The 15,915-nt window shown below is 71.5% G+C and carries 16 protein-coding genes; 14 read left to right on the forward strand and 2 right to left on the reverse strand.

Features of this window, described 5'->3' with window-relative positions:
• Positions 1–40 precede the first annotated feature (40 nt).
• The 4 genes from BIV03_RS14190 to BIV03_RS14205 are packed head-to-tail and all read left to right on the forward strand — an operon-like array spanning position 41 to position 4,158.
• Complete coding sequence (locus BIV03_RS14190) at positions 41–409, forward strand: YraN family protein (RefSeq protein WP_070416397.1); 369 nt, start codon at positions 41–43, stop codon at positions 407–409.
• Positions 406–1,932, forward strand: coding sequence for a YifB family Mg chelatase-like AAA ATPase (locus BIV03_RS14195; RefSeq protein WP_083403452.1), 1,527 nt, complete (start codon positions 406–408; stop codon positions 1,930–1,932). Before BIV03_RS14190 ends, BIV03_RS14195 begins: the two co-directional genes overlap by 4 nt.
• Positions 1,929–3,122, forward strand: a complete 1,194-nt coding sequence (gene dprA / locus BIV03_RS14200; protein WP_071296158.1) for a DNA-processing protein DprA — start codon at positions 1,929–1,931, stop codon at positions 3,120–3,122. Before BIV03_RS14195 ends, dprA begins: the two co-directional genes overlap by 4 nt.
• A 25-nt stretch (positions 3,123–3,147) precedes the next feature.
• Positions 3,148–4,158 carry a tyrosine recombinase XerC gene (locus BIV03_RS14205; protein ID WP_071296159.1) on the forward strand — a complete coding sequence of 337 codons (1,011 nt, stop codon included), beginning with the start codon at positions 3,148–3,150 and terminating at the stop codon, positions 4,156–4,158.
• A 6-nt stretch (positions 4,159–4,164) separates the two neighbouring features.
• Here BIV03_RS14205 and BIV03_RS14210 read toward each other — a convergent pair whose 3' ends face one another.
• Positions 4,165–4,746: a M23 family metallopeptidase gene (locus tag BIV03_RS14210; protein WP_083403453.1), complete on the reverse strand. Its 582-nt coding sequence runs from the start codon at positions 4,744–4,746 to the stop codon at positions 4,165–4,167.
• Between the two features lie 335 nt (positions 4,747–5,081).
• Here BIV03_RS14210 and BIV03_RS14215 point away from each other — a divergent pair, with 335 nt between their 5' ends.
• The 10 genes from BIV03_RS14215 to BIV03_RS14260 all read left to right on the forward strand — a co-directional run bounded on the left by BIV03_RS14215 (position 5,082) and on the right by BIV03_RS14260 (position 13,857).
• Positions 5,082–6,524 carry a sugar porter family MFS transporter gene (locus BIV03_RS14215; protein WP_071296160.1) on the forward strand — a complete coding sequence of 481 codons (1,443 nt, stop codon included), beginning with the start codon at positions 5,082–5,084 and terminating at the stop codon, positions 6,522–6,524.
• A gap of 300 nt (positions 6,525–6,824) precedes the next feature.
• Positions 6,825–7,766 carry a 30S ribosomal protein S2 gene (gene rpsB / locus BIV03_RS14220; protein WP_070416392.1) on the forward strand — a complete coding sequence of 314 codons (942 nt, stop codon included), beginning with the start codon at positions 6,825–6,827 and terminating at the stop codon, positions 7,764–7,766.
• A gap of 81 nt (positions 7,767–7,847) precedes the next feature.
• Positions 7,848–8,675 (forward strand): translation elongation factor Ts, encoded by an 828-nt coding sequence (tsf, locus tag BIV03_RS14225; RefSeq protein ID WP_071296161.1) that lies wholly within the window; start codon positions 7,848–7,850, stop codon positions 8,673–8,675.
• 153 nt (positions 8,676–8,828) lie between these two features.
• Positions 8,829–9,548, forward strand: coding sequence for a UMP kinase (gene pyrH, locus BIV03_RS14230; protein WP_070416390.1), 720 nt, complete (start codon positions 8,829–8,831; stop codon positions 9,546–9,548).
• Positions 9,549–9,595: 47 nt separating this feature from the next.
• Entirely contained in the window at positions 9,596–10,150 is a 555-nt protein-coding gene (frr, locus tag BIV03_RS14235; RefSeq protein ID WP_070416389.1) for a ribosome recycling factor, read from the forward strand.
• Positions 10,150–11,142: a phosphatidate cytidylyltransferase gene (locus BIV03_RS14240; RefSeq protein WP_175475875.1), complete on the forward strand. Its 993-nt coding sequence runs from the start codon at positions 10,150–10,152 to the stop codon at positions 11,140–11,142. The genes frr and BIV03_RS14240 overlap by 1 nt, the downstream gene beginning before the upstream one ends.
• A 68-nt stretch (positions 11,143–11,210) precedes the next feature.
• Entirely contained in the window at positions 11,211–11,759 is a 549-nt protein-coding gene (locus BIV03_RS14245) for a DivIVA domain-containing protein (RefSeq protein ID WP_070419098.1), read from the forward strand.
• A 60-nt stretch (positions 11,760–11,819) separates the two neighbouring features.
• Entirely contained in the window at positions 11,820–12,812 is a 993-nt protein-coding gene (locus BIV03_RS20140) for a transglycosylase SLT domain-containing protein (protein ID WP_254790907.1), read from the forward strand.
• Positions 12,813–12,826: 14 nt separating this feature from the next.
• Positions 12,827–13,132 carry a hypothetical protein gene (locus BIV03_RS14255; RefSeq protein ID WP_070416388.1) on the forward strand — a complete coding sequence of 102 codons (306 nt, stop codon included), beginning with the start codon at positions 12,827–12,829 and terminating at the stop codon, positions 13,130–13,132.
• Positions 13,129–13,857: an alpha/beta hydrolase gene (locus BIV03_RS14260; RefSeq protein ID WP_071296162.1), complete on the forward strand. Its 729-nt coding sequence runs from the start codon at positions 13,129–13,131 to the stop codon at positions 13,855–13,857. The genes BIV03_RS14255 and BIV03_RS14260 overlap by 4 nt, the downstream gene beginning before the upstream one ends.
• A gap of 89 nt (positions 13,858–13,946) precedes the next feature.
• On the opposite strand, the gene BIV03_RS14265 is transcribed toward BIV03_RS14260, so the two are convergent.
• Entirely contained in the window at positions 13,947–15,839 is a 1,893-nt protein-coding gene (locus BIV03_RS14265) for a hypothetical protein (RefSeq protein ID WP_071296163.1), read from the reverse strand.
• Between the last annotated feature and the right edge of the window lie 76 nt (positions 15,840–15,915).

The following is a 15,915-nucleotide window of genomic DNA, read 5'->3' on the forward strand; positions in this document are numbered from 1 at the left end:
GCGCTTCAATTTCCGGGATCGTCGTGGCGGAGGCAACGACATGGAACGAACACCGCTGCGGAACAGCAGTCTCGGACGATTCGGCGAAGAACAGGCTGCGGAATGGCTCGAACGCCACGGGTTCCGCGTCGTCGAACGCAATTGGCGGTGCGCCCGCGGGGAGATCGACATCGTCGCGTGGCAGTCCTGCACGCTGTGCTTCATCGAGGTGAAGACCCGGTCGGGGAACGCGACCGGCCATCCGTTCGAGGCGATCACGGCCTCGAAGGTCACACGACTGCGCCGCCTCGTGCCGGCATGGTTCGCGGACCATCCCGAGGTCTCGGCGCGGATGATCCGCATCGATGCCGTCGCCGTGCACGTCGACGGTGACCGCGTCGGGGTCGAGCACGTGGCGGGTGTGCTGTGACGACGGACATCGGGCGCGCGTCGGCGATAGCGCTCGTCGGGGTCCAGGGTCGTGTGATCGAGGTCGAGGCGCACCTCACGAGCCAGCTGCCCGGCTTCAGCATCATCGGTCTGCCGGACGCGGCCCTGGGCGAAGCGCGTGAGCGGGTCCGGTCGGCCAGCGCCGTCGCCGGCTGTCCGCTCCCGGCGCGGCGGATCACCGTGAACCTCACCCCGGCGTCGATCCCGAAGCGTGGTTCCGGCTTCGACCTCGCCATCGCCATGGCGGTCCTCGGGGCCGAGGGCATCGCGCCGCAGGTCTCCCGCGACGTCGCGTACATCGGCGAGCTCGGACTCGACGGGCGGGTCCGGCCCGTGCCCGGGGTCATCCCGATGGTGATCGCCGCTCGGGACGCCGGCATCCACACGGTCGTCGTGCCGTTCGGCAACGTCGAGGAAGCCCGGATCGTGCCGGGCGTCGAGGTGATCGGCACACCGTCGCTCCGGGCGAGCGCGATCACCGCCGGTGCGCTCCTGCCGCCGGTCGAGACCGACCCCGTCCTGCAGCCCGCGGTGGCGGAGGTCCGTCCGGACGTGCACGACCTCGCAGACGTGATCGGCAACGCCGTCGGCGTCCGGGCGGTGATCGCGGCCGCGGCCGGAGGGCACCACGTGTTCCTGCTCGGCCCGCCCGGTGCCGGCAAGACGATGCTCGCCGAGCGGCTGCCGGGGCTCCTGCCGGACCTCGCCCCCGAGGCGGCGCTCGAGGTCGCGGCCGTCCGCTCCGTCAGCGGGCTCGGCAACCAGTCCTGGAGCGTGCGACCGCCGTGGGAAGCGCCGCACCACTCGTCGTCGGCGATGGCCCTGATCGGCGGGGGCTCGGGGCTCCTCCGCCCCGGTGCCGTGTCGCGTGCCACGCGCGGGGTGCTCTTCCTCGACGAGGCGACCGAGTTCCCCCGGGCGGTCCTCGACGCGCTCCGCCAGCCGCTCGAGTCCGGTCGGATCACGATCCACCGCAGCGTCGGCAGTGCTGAGTTCCCCGCACGGTGCCAGGTCGTGCTCGCGGCGAACCCCTGCCCGTGCGGCAACGCGGGGACCCGGGGTGGCCCACTGTGCTCGTGCAGCCCGAGCACGGTGCGGAAGTACCTCGGCCGTCTCTCCGGACCGCTCCTCGACCGGATCGACATCCGCGTGGCGGTGCCCCGGGTGACGACGGGCACGATCCGCTCGGCGGAGGGCACCGCGCCCACCACGGCCGAGGCGGCAGCGCGTGTGGCCGCAGCCCGACGTCGGATGGCCGATCGGCTGCACGGCACCGGCTGGGCCTGCAACGCCGAGGTCACCGGGCCGTGGCTCCGGTCGGAAGGTCGCGCGGAGCCGGGCGCGACGGCACCCCTCGACCGGGCACTCGACTTCGGCACGTTGACGATGCGGGGGTGGGACCGGGTCATGCGGTTGGCGTGGACGATGGCCGACCTCGACGACGTCGAGCGTCCGGGCTCCGCCGAGGTCCGGCGCGCGCTGACGCTGCGGAGCGCGCTGTGACCGCGCCGTCCGGCGACGACACCCTCGCCCGCGTCGTCTGGAGCGTCCTCGCCGAACCGGGCGACGCCGTCGCGGGAGAACTCGTCGCGGCGCTCGGACCGGACGAGTCCCTCGCACTGGTCCGTCGTGCGGCTGCGGGCGGCGCGAGCGAACTCCTCGAGCAGGTCGCTGCGGACGCATCGTTCGCCGACGGCCCCGACCGGGTCCGCGCGGCGCTCGAGTCGGCGTTCGACCGGTGGCGACCGCGCCTCGGGGGAGCGGACGACCGCGCCGTCGCGGCCATGGCGTCCGCCACCGCGGTCGGCGCGTGCCTCCTCGTCCCGGGCACGCCTGAGTGGCCGAGCGGGTTGGAGGACCTCGGGCCGCACGCGCCGTTCGTGCTGTGGAGTCGTTCGGAGCTGGACGACCCGGTCGGCGCAGCCGGCTGCCGCGGGGCGCTCGCGATCGTCGGGTGCCGGGCGAACACCGTCGCCGGTGCCGAGGCCACGGCGGAGATCGCCTCCGTCGCGGCGGACGACGGCGTCGAGATCGTGTCCGGCGGCGCGTACGGCATCGACGCGGTGGCCCACCGGGTCGCCGTCGCTGCCGGGACCCCCACGACGGCGGTGCTCGCCGGCGGTGTCGACCAGTTCTACCCGGCGGGCAACCACGACCTGCTGCGCAACGTGCTCGGACGGGGCCGGGTGCTGTCCGAGTCACCACCGGGGACCCGGCCGACGCGGTGGCGCTTCCTGCACCGCAACCGGCTGATCGCTGCCCTCTCCGGGGCGACAGTGGTCGTCGAGGCCGCTGCTCGGTCGGGGGCGCTCAACACCGCCCACCACGCGCTGCACCTCGGTCGTCCGGTGTTCGCCGTGCCCGGACCCTTCGCGTCGGCCGCCTCGGTCGGGTGCCACCGGTTGATCGCCGACGGCACCGCGCAGATCGTCGTCCAGCCCCGCGACCCGGTCGCAGCGGTGTCTGCGGTCGCCGCCCGCGACGCGCCGCCGGTGGCGGAGGTCCTCGTCCTCGGGACCCGGTCGGATCCGCACGTCACGCGGGCGCTCGACGCACTCGACCGGCGGCCGCTCCCGGTGGAGGAGATCGCCCGTCGGAGCGGGCTCTCCGTCGACGACACGGCGGACGCCCTCGCCCTGGCGCAGCTCGAGGGGCTGGTGGTGGCACTGGCCGAGGGATGGTGCCGTCGATGACGGACGTCGGACCTACGCTGGGCGGGTGACGGAACGCACCGGGGAACGGCTCGCAGTGGCGGTGGACGCGTTCCTCGCGCACGCCCGCCACGGCCGCGGACTCAGCGAGCAGACCGTCCGCGCCTACGCCAACGACCTCGAGCAGCTCGTCGCGTTCGCCACCGCCCGCGGAGTCGATCGGCTGTCGGACCTCGGCCTCGAGCTGCTGCGCGACTGGCTGTGGGACGCCGACCACCGGGGCCTGGCTCGGTCCACGATCGCTCGCCGGTCGTCGTCGGTCCGGGCGTTCACCCGGTGGGCGAGCGAGTCCGGGTGGATCGCGTCCGACCCGGGCGTGCGGCTCCGGGCGCCGAAGGGGGCGTCGCACCTCCCGCGCGTGGTGTCGTCCGACCAGGTCCGGACGATGCTCGACGGATTGGCCGCTCGGGCTGCGACCGACGATCCAGGCGCGCTGCGCGACCTCGCGGTCGTGGAACTCCTGTACGCGGCGGGGATCCGGGTGAGCGAACTCGTCGGCATCGACGTGCGGGACCTCGACCGGGGCCGGCTGACCGTCCGGGTGCTCGGCAAGGGCGGGAAGGAGCGCGTCGTGCCGTTCGGGGTGCCCGCACGCGACGCGCTCGAGGCGTGGCTCGACCGTGGTCGCCCGGCGTTGCTCGCCAGCGCGCAGGCGGGTGACGGCCACGCGACGGGCGGTGGCCGCGCGGCGGGCGGTGGCCGCGCGGCGGGCGACGGTGCCCGGAACGCCGCGCCGGCGGCGGACGCGCTGTTCCTCGGTGACCGCGGTGGTCGGCTCGGCGTCCGTGGCGCGTACCGGATCGTCGCTCGGCTCCTGCAGGACCTGCCGGGCGAGGGCCCGAGCGGTCCGCACACCTTCCGGCACACGGCGGCGACGCACCTGCTCGACGGGGGAGCGGACCTCCGTGCCGTGCAGGAGCTGCTCGGGCACGCCAGCCTGGGGACGACCCAGATCTACACGCACGTCTCCTCCGCACGGCTGCGCGAGGTCTACCGCACGGCACACCCCCGCGCCTGACCGGACTCACCCCGTGCAGGCGGTCTCGGGCAGCAGCACCGGCCACGCCGCCGCGGGCAGGTACGGCGTCGGATCGACGTACCGGTCGTCGAGCCGTGCGCCGAGGTGCAGGCACGGGTCCGCTGCCGGACAGTGGCCCTCCGACACCGTGCCCACCGCGTCACCCTGCGCCACGATGTCGCCCGTCGCGACCCCGGGCGCGACGGAGTCCACCGTGCTCCGGAGCCCGCCGCCGTGGTCGATCGTCACGACCCCGCGTCCGGCGACCTGCCCGGCGAACGTCACCGTCCCGTCGTCGACGGCCACCACCACGGTCCCGAGCGGCGCCCCGACGTCGATCCCGCGGTGGCCCGCTGCGTAGTCGTCCGCCGGGGCCTCCCACGGCCGGCCGACCACCCGGCTGCCGGTCGGCCACACCCACGGTGCCTCCGCCGTCGCAGGCGTCGGGCGGTCACGGGCGACGTCGTTCCGGACCGGCGATGACGTGGCGATGGGTGACCCGGTCGCACGGGAGTCGATCCCGTGCTGCAGTGGGCACAGGAGCAGCAGGAACACGACGACGACTGGACCCGGGTGACGGAACGACATCCGCCCAGCATCGCGGTGCGTGGCGTCGACCGCGCCGGAGGTGACCCGTCCTGTGGACGGCGATCCGCGCCTCCTGGACCGTGGAGGGGAAGCGCGAGCGATCCGGACGAGCAATGCGACACTCCACCAGCGGTTCGACGCGCGGAATGTCGAAAGACTCGTGGATCGCACCAACCGGCCACCCACCCCACCCGCGCGCCCGGTTGGCCCCCGCGCCCGATCCGGGAGTACAGTCGGGGCCGCTCCGGAACACGCAACGCCGCTCGGACGGCGAACCAGCCGACCGCCGGGGCACCGTGCAGCATCCCGCACGGCGGCGGGAAACCTGGAGCATCGTGTCGAACGCGACAACGCAGCACGGCGAAGACCGTGCCTTCAAGGGGAAGGTCACGCTGTTCGCCATCGCGGCAGCGGTCGGCGGCTTCCTCTTCGGATTCGACTCGTCCGTCATCAACGGTGCGGTCGAGGCAATCAAGGGCGAGTTCGGCCTGTCCGAGGCCGCGAGCGGCTTCGCCGTCGCCTCGGCACTCATCGGCTGCGCGTTCGGCGCCTACTTCGCCGGCCGCCTGGCGGACCGCTGGGGTCGCACGCGCGTCATGTTCTGGGCCGCCGTCCTGTTCTTCGTGAGCTCGATCGGCAGCGCGTTCGCGTTCGCCACGTGGGACCTCGTGATCTGGCGCCTCGTCGGCGGTCTGGGCATCGGCACCGCGTCGGTCATCGCGCCGGCGTACATCTCCGAGGTCTCGCCGAAGGCCATCCGCGGTCGCCTGGCCTCGTTCCAGCAGCTCGCGATCACGCTCGGTATCTTCGCCGCGCTCCTGTCCGACCAGCTCTTCGCGGTGACCGCCGGCGGCGCCTCGGAGCAGGTGCTCGGCCTCGCCGCGTGGCGCTGGATGTTCCTGGTCGGCGTGATCCCCTCGGTCGTGTACGGCGTCCTCGCCATCACGCTCCCCGAATCGCCACGCTTCCTCCTCGCCAAGGGCAGGACGGACGACGCGCGCGAGGTGATGGGCAAGATCGTGCCGCGCGACACGGTGAACACCAGCCTCGAGGAGATCCAGGACGGCATCAAGAAGGAGGCCAGCGAGAAGAAGGGCTCCATCCGGGGCAACCGCTTCGGGCTCCAGCCGATCGTCTGGGTCGGCATCATCCTCGCGGTGCTGCAGCAGTTCGTCGGCATCAACGTGATCTTCTACTACTCGACGACGCTCTGGCAGGCGGTCGGCTTCAAGGAGGACCAGTCCTTCCTGATCTCGACCATCACCTCGGTCGTGAACGTCGCCGTCACCTTCATCGCGATCTTCACGGTGGACAAGCTCGGTCGGAAGCCGCTGCTCATCGCGGGTTCGACGGGCATGTTCGTGTCGCTGCTCATGGTCGCGATCGCGTTCTCGCAGGCGACGATCGTGAACGGCGAGCCGAACCTCCCCGGTGCGTGGGGCGTCATCGCGCTGATCTTCGCGAACCTCTTCGTCGTGTCGTTCGGCGCCACGTGGGGTCCGCTCATGTGGGTCCTGCTCGGTGAGATGTTCCCGAACCGCATCCGTGCGACGGCACTCGGCATCGGGTCCGCGGCGAACTGGATCGCGAACTTCCTCGTCACCATCACGTTCCCCGTCCTGTCCGGCTTCAACCTGACCGTGACCTACGGCATCTACGCGCTGTTCGCCCTGCTCTCCCTCTTCTTCGTCATCGCGAAGATCCCGGAGACCAAGGGCCGCTCCCTCGAGGAGATGGGCATCACGGCCGAGGGTGACACGGTCGACGCCAAGGCCTGACGCACCAGCGTCACCACCGTCCAGGAGGCGCGGTGCGGGTCCGACCCGCACCGCGCCTCCTGTGCGTCCACCGTCTGCTAGCATCTCCTCAGCAGTGCGCTCCGGCGCGCTGACTTCGCGTGTCCACAGCGCCGTCACCGGCGCGGCACCCGACCATCGGTCTCGCTCTCACGAGCGGGCGGTCGCGTGCCAGGGCACCAGGGACCACGACCGACGGTCGTGATCGACACAACCGCAACAGGTCCGCAGCGACGTGCGAGAGCACGGCTGCGCGCCGAGAAGACAGAAGGAGGACGGCACATGGCCGTCGTCACCATCCGCCAGCTGCTCGACAGCGGCGTCCACTTCGGACACCAGACCCGTCGGTGGAACCCGAAGGTGAAGCGATTCATCCTCGCCGAGCGCTCCGGCATCCACATCATCGACCTGCAGCAGTCGCTGGCCTTCATCGACCGCGCGTACGACTTCGTCAAGGAGACGGTCGCGCACGGTGGCACGATCCTCTTCGTGGGCACCAAGAAGCAGGCCCAGGGCTCCATCGCCGAGCAGGCGACCCGCGTCGGCCAGCCCTACGTCAACCAGCGTTGGCTCGGCGGTCTGCTCACGAACTTCCAGACGGTCTCCAAGCGCCTCGCGCGCATGAAGGAGCTCGAGGAGATCGACTTCGACGACACGACGAAGGGCTTCACCAAGAAGGAGCTCCTCATCAAGAAGCGCGAGCTGGACAAGCTCCACAAGACCCTCGGTGGTATCCGCAACCTCACGCGGACCCCGAGCGCGCTCTGGATCGTCGACACCAAGAAGGAGCACCTCGCCGTCGACGAGGCGCAGAAGCTCGGTATCCCGATCATCGGCATCCTCGACACCAACTGCGACCCCGACGAGATCACGTACCCGATCCCGGGCAACGACGACGCGATCCGCTCCGTCGGTCTCCTCACCCGCATCGTCGCCGACGCCGCGGCCGAGGGCCTGAAGACCCGCCACAACGGTGGCGACGACGAGGCTGCGGCCGAGCCCCTCGCCGAGTGGGAGCAGGAGCTCCTCGGTGGCGAGACCGCCGCGCCGGCCGCTGCGACCGCGACGCCTGCCGCTGCCGAGGCCGAGACCCCGGTCGAAGAGAACGACGCTGACGCGCAGGTCGCCGCGAAGGAGATCGGCGAGCCGATCGCCGACGACGCGAAGAACGCAGAGCCGACGGCCGAGGCCGAGGCCGCTGCGGAGACCACCCCCGCCGAGTGACCATCGGGGGCGTCGGGCCGATCGGTCCGGCGCCCCTGCTCCACTCTCCACAAACGCTCAGTCCAGAAAGGACTCCAGTCAATGGCCAACTACAGCCTTGCTGACGTGAAGAAGCTCCGCGAGGAACTCGGGGCCGGCATGATGGACGCGAAGACCGCGCTCGTCGAGGCCGACGGCGACTACGACAAGGCCGTCGAGCTGCTCCGCATCAAGGGCGCGAAGGCCGTCGCCAAGCGCGACGACCGTGCGACCTCCGAGGGTGTCGTCGTCGCGTCGACCGACGGTGGCGCCGCGACCGTCGTCGAGCTCGCGAGCGAGACCGACTTCGTCGCGAAGAACGAGAAGTTCACCACCCTCGCCGACAAGGTCGTCGCCGCGGTCGCCGCCGCCGGTGCCGCCGACGTCGAGTCCGGCAACGCCGCGCCGCTGGACGGCAAGACGGTCGCCGAGGTCATCGACGAGGCTGCCGCCGCGCTCGGTGAGAAGCTCGCGCTCCGCACGGTCACCCGTGTCGAGGGCGACGCCTTCGAGGTCTACCTGCACAAGACCAGCCAGGACCTCCCGCCGCAGATCGCCGTCGTCATCGCCTACTCGGGCTCCGACGCGGCCGAGGCCCGTTCCATCGCGCAGCACGTCGCGTTCGCGAACCCGACCTACCTCACGCGGGACGAGATCCCGGCCGAGGCGATCGAGAAGGAGCGCGCGACCGTCGAGGCGATCACGCGCGAGGAGGGCAAGCCGGAGGCCGCCCTGCCGAAGATCGTCGAGGGTCGCCTCAACGCCTACCGCAAGCAGGTCGCGCTCCTCGACCAGGACTACGCGAAGGACAACAAGATCTCCGTCGCGAAGGCCGCTGAGAACGCCGGCATCACGATCCAGGGCTTCGCCCGCGTCAAGGTCGGCGCGTAACGAACCCGTGACGGGGCTCGGAACCACCAGGTTCCGGGCCCCGTTTTCGCGCGCCGACACGCGCGAGCACCGACTGGAGGCGCGACCCGCCTCCGCCGGACCGGCTGCGGCCGGGTAGATTCCCACGAGACATTCGACGAAGGGTGCGACCACATGACGAACGAGAAGACCGGACGCCGCCGGGTCCTGCTGAAGCTGTCGGGGGAGGCGTTCGGTGCCGGTTCGCTCGGTGTGAACCCGGACGTCATCAGCACGATCGCGAAGGAGATCGCGGTCGCCGCGCAGGAGGTCGAGGTCGCGATCGTCGTCGGCGGCGGGAACTTCTTCCGCGGCGCCGAGCTCTCCCAGCGGGGCATGGACCGCGGGCGCGCCGACTACATGGGCATGCTCGGGACGGTCATGAACGCCCTCGCGCTGCAGGACTTCCTCGAGCAGGCCGGAGCCGCCACGCGGGTGCAGTCGGCGATCAGCATGACCCAGGTCGCCGAGCCGTACATCCCGCGGCGGGCCGAGCGGCACCTCGAGAAGGGGCGCATCGTCATCTTCGGTGCCGGGGCGGGCCTGCCCTACTTCTCGACCGACACGGTCGCCGCGCAGCGTGCCCTCGAGATCGACGCGCAAGAGGTCCTCGTCGCCAAGAACGGCGTCGACGGCGTCTACACGGCAGACCCGAAGAAGGACGCCACGGCGGAGAAGCTCCACCACGTCACCTACCAGGACGCGCTCCTGAAGGGCCTCAAGGTCGTCGACGCCACCGCGTTCTCGCTCTGCATGGACAACGGCATGCCGATGCACGTCTTCGGCATGGAGGGCGACGGCAACGTCGCCGCCGCGATCCGGGGCGAGCGCATCGGCACGGTGGTCAGCAACTGACCCCGTCCGCTGACTAGACTCGACGCCAGTACCGAAGGAGTAACACCGTGATCAGTGATGTCCTGACCGAAGCCACCGAGAAGATGGCGAAGGCGGTCGAGGTCGCCAAGGACGACTTCTCGACCGTCCGAACCGGCCGCATCAACGCGGCGCTCTTCCAGAAGATCCCGGTCGAGTACTACGGCACGCCGACGCCGCTCGCGCAGCTCGCGTCGCTGCAGACCCCCGAGGCCCGCACGCTCATCGTGACGCCGTACGACAAGACGGCGCTCAAGGAGATCGAGCGCGCGATCGCGACGTTCCCGAACCTCGGCGCCAGCCCGACGAACGACGGTGACATCGTCCGCGTGACGATCCCGGAGCTCACGCAGGACCGCCGCAAGGAGTTCGTCAAGCTCGTCCGGAGCAAGGGCGAGGACCACAAGGTCGTCATCCGCAACATCCGCCGCAAGGCCAAGGACGACCTCGACGCGCTCAAGGGCGAGATCTCGGACGACGAGATCTCCCGTGGCGACAAGGACCTCGAAGCCCTGACGAAGAAGCACGTCGACCAGATCGACGACTCGCTGAAGAAGAAGGAAGCCGAACTCCTCGAGGTCTGATGCACCGTCCGGACCAGGGCGGTGACCGCCCCACAGCAGAGAAGCGTTCCGCCAAGGGGCTGCGTCAGGACTTCGACGCGCGCGCACGAGCCGCACGCACCGACTTCGAGGCGCAGCTCCGGCAGCGGAAGGCCGACTTCGGCGCCCGCAACGAGGCGCTGACGGCGCGCACCGGACGCAACCTGCCGGCCGCGATCGGGATCGCCCTGGCGTTCGCGGTCGTGATGCTCGGCTCGTTGCTCATCTGGAAGCCGTCGTTCATGGTCGTCGGGGCGTTCCTGCTCGGCGTCGGCGTCTACGAGCTCGCGAGCGCCATGCGGTTCGCTGGGCGCGACGTGCCGCGCATCCCGAGCGTCATCGTCAGTGTGGCGATCGTGCCGGCGGCGTTCATCGGCGGGCAGATCCCGGCGCTGTTCACGCTCCTCGGCGGCATCGTGTTCATCAGCCTCTGGCGCCTGGTCGAGGTCGCGATCGAGCGTCCGAAGCCGGCCGCGGGCAACGTGGTGCGGGACCTCACGAACGGCTTGTTCGTGCAGGCCTACATCACGCTCCTGGGCGCCTGCGTCGTGCTGCTGGCGGCACAGCCCAGCGGGCAGCTCTGGGTGATCGGCTTCATCCTCGTGGTCGTCGCGGTCGACACCGGCGCGTACGCCACCGGGCTCAACCTCGGCAAGCACCCGATGGCGCCCCGGATCAGCCCGAAGAAGACGTGGGAGGGCTTCGCCGGCTCGGTCGCCGCCAGCATCATCGTCGGCATCCTCGTCTCGTGGCTCATGCTCGGGCTGCCCTGGTGGACGGGCATCATCCTCGGTGTGCTCATCTCCGGGTCCGCCACGCTCGGCGACCTGACCGAGTCGATGATCAAGCGCGACCTCGGTATCAAGGACATCTCGTCGTTCCTGCCCGGGCACGGTGGACTCCTCGACCGCATCGACAGCATCCTGCCGTCCGCCGCCGTCGCCTACGTGCTGTACCTCGTCGTCAACCACTGAACGGACCCCTGGCCCACGCCCCAGCGCGTCCAGGTCACACCATGGTCCGGTCCTGGCAGAATGTCGCCGTGGCCACCACCTTCCCGAACGCAGACCGCTCCGCCCTCGGATACGACGTCGACGAGGTCGAGCGCTTCCTCGAGGACGCCCGCCGCGCCTACACGGCGAACGACACCGCTCCGGCGATCGAGGCCGCGAAGATCCGGGCCACCGCCTTCTCGATGCGCAAGGGCGGCTACTCCACCGCACACGTCGACGCCGCACTCGAACGGCTCGAGGACGCCTTCGCGGCTCGCGAGCGCGAGCGGGAGATCGCGGACATCGGGCAGAAGGCCTGGTACGCCGAAGCCCGGTCGAAGGCCTCCGACGTCGTGGCGCGTCTCGAGCGTCCGGACGGGCAGCGGTTCGGTCGTGTGAGCTTCCTCGGCACCGGGTACCACCCGAAGGACGTCGACGCCTTCGCGAAGCGGCTCGAGGGCTACTTCCGCGACGGCAAGCCGCTCAGCCTGACCGAGGTCCGCTCGATCGTCTTCCGACCGAAGCACGGCGGCTACCGCGAAGCGCAGGTCGACGCGCTGCTCGACGCCGTCGTCGAGGTCATGCTCGCTGTCCGCTGACGACGCGCTGGTGGCGGGTGCTTCGCTTTCCGTGATCGTTCCGTTATCCTGGTCGAACTCATGGGCAGGCACACGGCAGACATCAGCTCCGACCGCGATACCCGCGAGCACCTCGGCCTCACGGCCGCCGGTGAGCGCCGCGCGGCACTGAACCGAACCCGCACGGCGGAGAACTCGGTCCTCCCGGCGAACCCGACGGTGGTCACGGCATCGGTGCCGACCGCTCCGGCCGTCGCCCCCAAGTCGGTCGCGGCGAACCGCGTGTCGGACACGACGGACGCGCAGGCGTCGGTCGCCCACGCGGTGCCCGCCACCCCCGCCGACCCCCGCATCGTCAAGCAGCGTCGTGCCCGTGCCGTCGCCGCAGCCGCGAAGCCGTCGTCGTCCCCGCAGAGCATGAACACCTTCGTGCGCAAGCGTGCGGCAGTGCCGGTGCTGTCCTTCTTCGCGGTGTCCGGCATCGTCGTCGGTTCGCTGTTCAACCCGCTGCAGCCCGACGTGGCCCAGGCAGCGGTCTCCGCTCCGGTGCTCGTCAAGGCGCCGGCGGCCCCGCAGGAGTACACGGCGCACGGCACCTACGCCGCGTTCGACGTCTCCCGCGACGCGTACGGCGTGACGCTCCCGAAGCCCAAGGTCGTCGAGAAGCCGAAGACCGAGACCGACACCACGGATGCCGACGCGGACACCGCCACGGACGAGACCGCCTCGGTGAGCGCCTCGAACACCCTCGCGGCGACCGCTGCGACGCCGGACCCGGGCAGCGCCCAGGCCATCGCGCAGGAGATGGTGGCCGCGCGCGGCTGGGGGACCGACCAGTACAACTGCCTCGTCTCGCTCTGGAACAAGGAGTCGGGCTGGCGCGTGAACGCGTACAACCCGAGCGGTGCCTACGGCATCCCGCAGGCGCTCCCCGGCAGCAAGATGGCCACGGCCGGCGCTGACTGGCAGACGAACCCGGCGACGCAGATCACCTGGGGCCTCAACTACATCTCCGGCGTCTACGGCACGCCGTGCGGTGCCTGGGGCCACAGCGTCGCGAACAACTGGTACTGATCGGCTGAACGCAGGTGCCGCGGAGCAACCGGCCGCGACGCCCTCGGGGCCGCGGTCCCGAGCAGGACGACGAGCCGACCGGTCTCGACCGGATGATGAGCTCGTGGAAGCGCACCGAGGTGCGCCGCGGCCGTGAGTACCTCGTGCAGCCCATCTCCGCCGCGTCGGCGCAGAAGGAGTACATCTGCCCGGGCTGCGGCGGCACGGTGCTGCCCGGCGTGGCGCACGTCGTCGTCTGGCGTGCCGACGGTGTCCTCGGGGACGAGGCCGATCTGGCGTCCCGCCGCCACTGGCACAACCACTGCTGGAGCATCGCATGACCACCGAGATCCGGTCGAACACCGAGCTGCCGGCCCGACGCACCGACATCGAGCTCGTCACGGACGACCACCTCACCCTGGTCGGTGAGCTCGCCGAGCCGCTGGAGCACGCTGCTCGCGGGACGATCGTCACGCTGCACCCGCTGCCGATCGCGCACGGTTTCATGGACTCGCACGTGCTGAAGAAGGCGGCGGCCCGGCTCCCGGCCCTCGCGGACATCGCGGTGCTCCGGTTCAACTTCCGCTCGGTGACGTCCCCGCGCGGCACGTCCGAGGGCGTCTTCGGCGACGGCGTCTCCGAGGGGTTCGACCTGCGCGCCGCCGTCACGGACGTCGTTCACCGCGGTCTGCCGACACCGTGGCTCGTCGGGTGGTCGTTCGGCACCGAGGTGATCCTCAAGCATGCGCTCGAGCACGTCGAGGCCGGCCGGGTCGCCGGTGTCGTCCTGCTCTCGCCGCCACTGCACCGCGCCACCGACGACGAGATCGCCCGCTGGGCGGAGGTGTCCGTCCCCGTCGTGGCCCTCGTCCCCGAGCACGACGACTTCCTGCAGCCGGACGAGGCGGCGCGTCGGTTCGCCATCGCGCCGAACGTCCGTGTCGTCCCGGTCGAGGGGGCGAAGCACCTCTGGGTGGGGGAGAAGTACGTCCGGATCGTGCTCGACGCGATCGCGGACGTCGTCGTGCCGGGCAGTGCACCGCTGCCGACGCACGTCGCCGACTGACGGACGGGCAGTGTCGCGGGGAACGGGTCGCGTCGATGACGCGGGCCGGTCCGGGAGGCGCGGGTCGCGCCCCCTGGACCGGCCGACGCTCAGCGCGTGGTCGCGTCCTCGTCGTCGGTGACCGTCGCGTCGTCGGTGACCGACTCGTCGTCGGGCTCGATCACGAGCTCGGCCGGCTCCGCGGCGTCGACCGACGGTGCCGTGCCGAGCAGGCCGGTCGCGTTGGTCAGGACCCCGCGGAGGTTCTCGAGGTAGCCGGCGACGGCGTCGCGTTCGGTCCGGATGGCCGCGAGGCGGTCCTCGGACTCGGCGATGATGCCGGCGGTGCGCTCCTCGGCGTCGGCGATCATCTTGTGCACGCGGTCCTGGGCGTCCGCGACGATCGTGCGCGCGTGCTCCTGCGCGTCCGAGGTGCTGGAGCGCTCGAGGTCGTCGGCCTCCTGCTGGAGGCGCTCGGCCCGTTCGCGTGCCTCGGTCGCGCGGCGCGTCGCCTCGGCGAGCTGCAGGTTCGCCTCGTCGAGGTACTTCTGCGTCTCGGTGACGGTGTCGTGGTGCTTCTGCAGGTAGTCCTGCTCGGCGTCGTCGCGTCGGGCGGCGAGTTCCGACTCGAGGGTCGTGCGGGCCTCGTCGCGTTCGCGGGCGATCTCGGCACGGACCTCGTCGCGCTCGCGGGTGAGGTCGGCACGGGCCGTGTCGATCTCCTGCCGGAGCGCCGTGCGCTCGGCTTCGAGCGTGCCGAGCTCGGCGGTGCGGCGGTCGGCGATCTCGGTGTCGACCTCGGCGTGTTCGCGTTCGCGGCGGGCGGCGAGTTCGTTCTCGTGCTCGCGGGCGGCGCGTTCCGCGGTCGCCTCGGCCTCGGCGCGCTCCCGCTCGATGCGCGTCGCGTGCTCGTCGAGTTCGCGGGCGATGCGGTCCGCGGTCTCCTGCACCAGCCGGGCGTTCTCGGTGCGGGTCTGCTCCTCGTCGACGCGGAGCTGGGCGCGTGCGGCCTCGATCTCCTGCTCGAGCGCGGCGCGGGCCGAGGCGAGTTCGCGGTCCCACTCGGCGCGGGCGGCCGCGAGTTCCTCGTCGAGGACACGGCGGCGGTCGGCGAGCTCGGTGTCGAGGTCGGCGCGACGGCGGTCCACCTCGGCGGCGAGGTCGGCGCGTCCGGTCTCGAGCTCGAGCGCGTGGGCCTGCTGCTCGTCGTCGCGTTCGCGGTGCCAGGCGGCGCGACCCTCGGCGATCTCGCGCTCGAGTGCGTCGCGGCGGGTGGTCTCGTCGCGGTCGAGGTCCTCGACACGGCGGGCGTGGTCGGCCTCGAACACGCTGCGGCGGTGCTCGGTCTCGCGGTCGAGGTCGGCGGCGGCGCGACGGGCCTCGGCGGACTCGCGCTGGGTGATCTCACGGAGCTCGGCGACCTCGTGCTCGACCTGGGCGCGCAGCGCGTTCGTCTCGCGGATCGCGACCGAGCGGACCTCGGCCGCCTCGGTCACGGCGGCACCGCGGATCGCGGCGGCCTCGTTGCGGGCGTCCTGCGTCAGGAGCCCGGCCTCGGCGCGGGCACGTTCGACGGTGTCGGCCGACTCGGCGCGGGCACGGGTGAGCTCGTTCGTCGACCGGGTGCGGGCGTCCTCGAGCGTGTCACGGGCTTCGTCCTGCGCCTCGCGCAGGGTGCGGTCGGCCTCGGCACGGCTCGAGGCACGGAGTCGCTGCGCGTCGATGTCGGCCTGGCTGATGAGCCGCGTCGACTGTTCCTCGGCGACGCGGAGGGTCGACTCGAGACGGGTGCCGAGTCCGCTGTACGTGGGGGTGCCGGCCTCGTCGAGCTCGCCCTGCAGCTCGGAGACGCGCGCCTGCAGGAGGCGGATCTCCTTCGCGGCGTCGGCCCGGTCGTTGTTCGACTTGATGAGCTCGCGGCGCAGATCGTTCAGCGAGCGGTCCACGTCTTCGCGGCGGTACCCGCGCAGCTCGGTCCCGAACTCTGCCTCGTCGTTCGCCACGTGTTCGCTCCTGGGTGCTCGGCGGAGGGCACAGGGAAGGCCCGGCACGATTGTAGTGGCGTGCGGAGACGGTGGG

Origin of the sequence: Curtobacterium sp. MCBA15_016 (assembly GCF_001865105.1) — a bacterium.
In the GTDB taxonomy this organism is placed as follows: Bacteria; Actinomycetota; Actinomycetes; order Actinomycetales; family Microbacteriaceae; genus Curtobacterium.

Bases quoted from the DNA above. Each gene is read 5' to 3' on its own strand.
- BIV03_RS14260 (WP_071296162.1), top strand. From the start codon at position 13,129: ATGACCACCGAGATCCGGTCGAACACCGAGCTGCCGGCCCGACGCACC.
- BIV03_RS14240 (WP_175475875.1), top strand. From the start codon at position 10,150: ATGCACCGTCCGGACCAGGGCGGTGACCGCCCCACAGCAGAGAAGCGT.
- tsf (WP_071296161.1), top strand. From the start codon at position 7,848: ATGGCCAACTACAGCCTTGCTGACGTGAAGAAGCTCCGCGAGGAACTC.
- pyrH (WP_070416390.1), top strand. From the start codon at position 8,829: ATGACGAACGAGAAGACCGGACGCCGCCGGGTCCTGCTGAAGCTGTCG.
- BIV03_RS14190 (WP_070416397.1), top strand. From the start codon at position 41: ATGGAACGAACACCGCTGCGGAACAGCAGTCTCGGACGATTCGGCGAA.
- BIV03_RS20140 (WP_254790907.1), top strand. From the start codon at position 11,820: ATGGGCAGGCACACGGCAGACATCAGCTCCGACCGCGATACCCGCGAG.
- rpsB (WP_070416392.1), top strand. From the start codon at position 6,825: ATGGCCGTCGTCACCATCCGCCAGCTGCTCGACAGCGGCGTCCACTTC.
- BIV03_RS14210 (WP_083403453.1), bottom strand. From the start codon at position 4,746: ATGTCGTTCCGTCACCCGGGTCCAGTCGTCGTCGTGTTCCTGCTGCTC.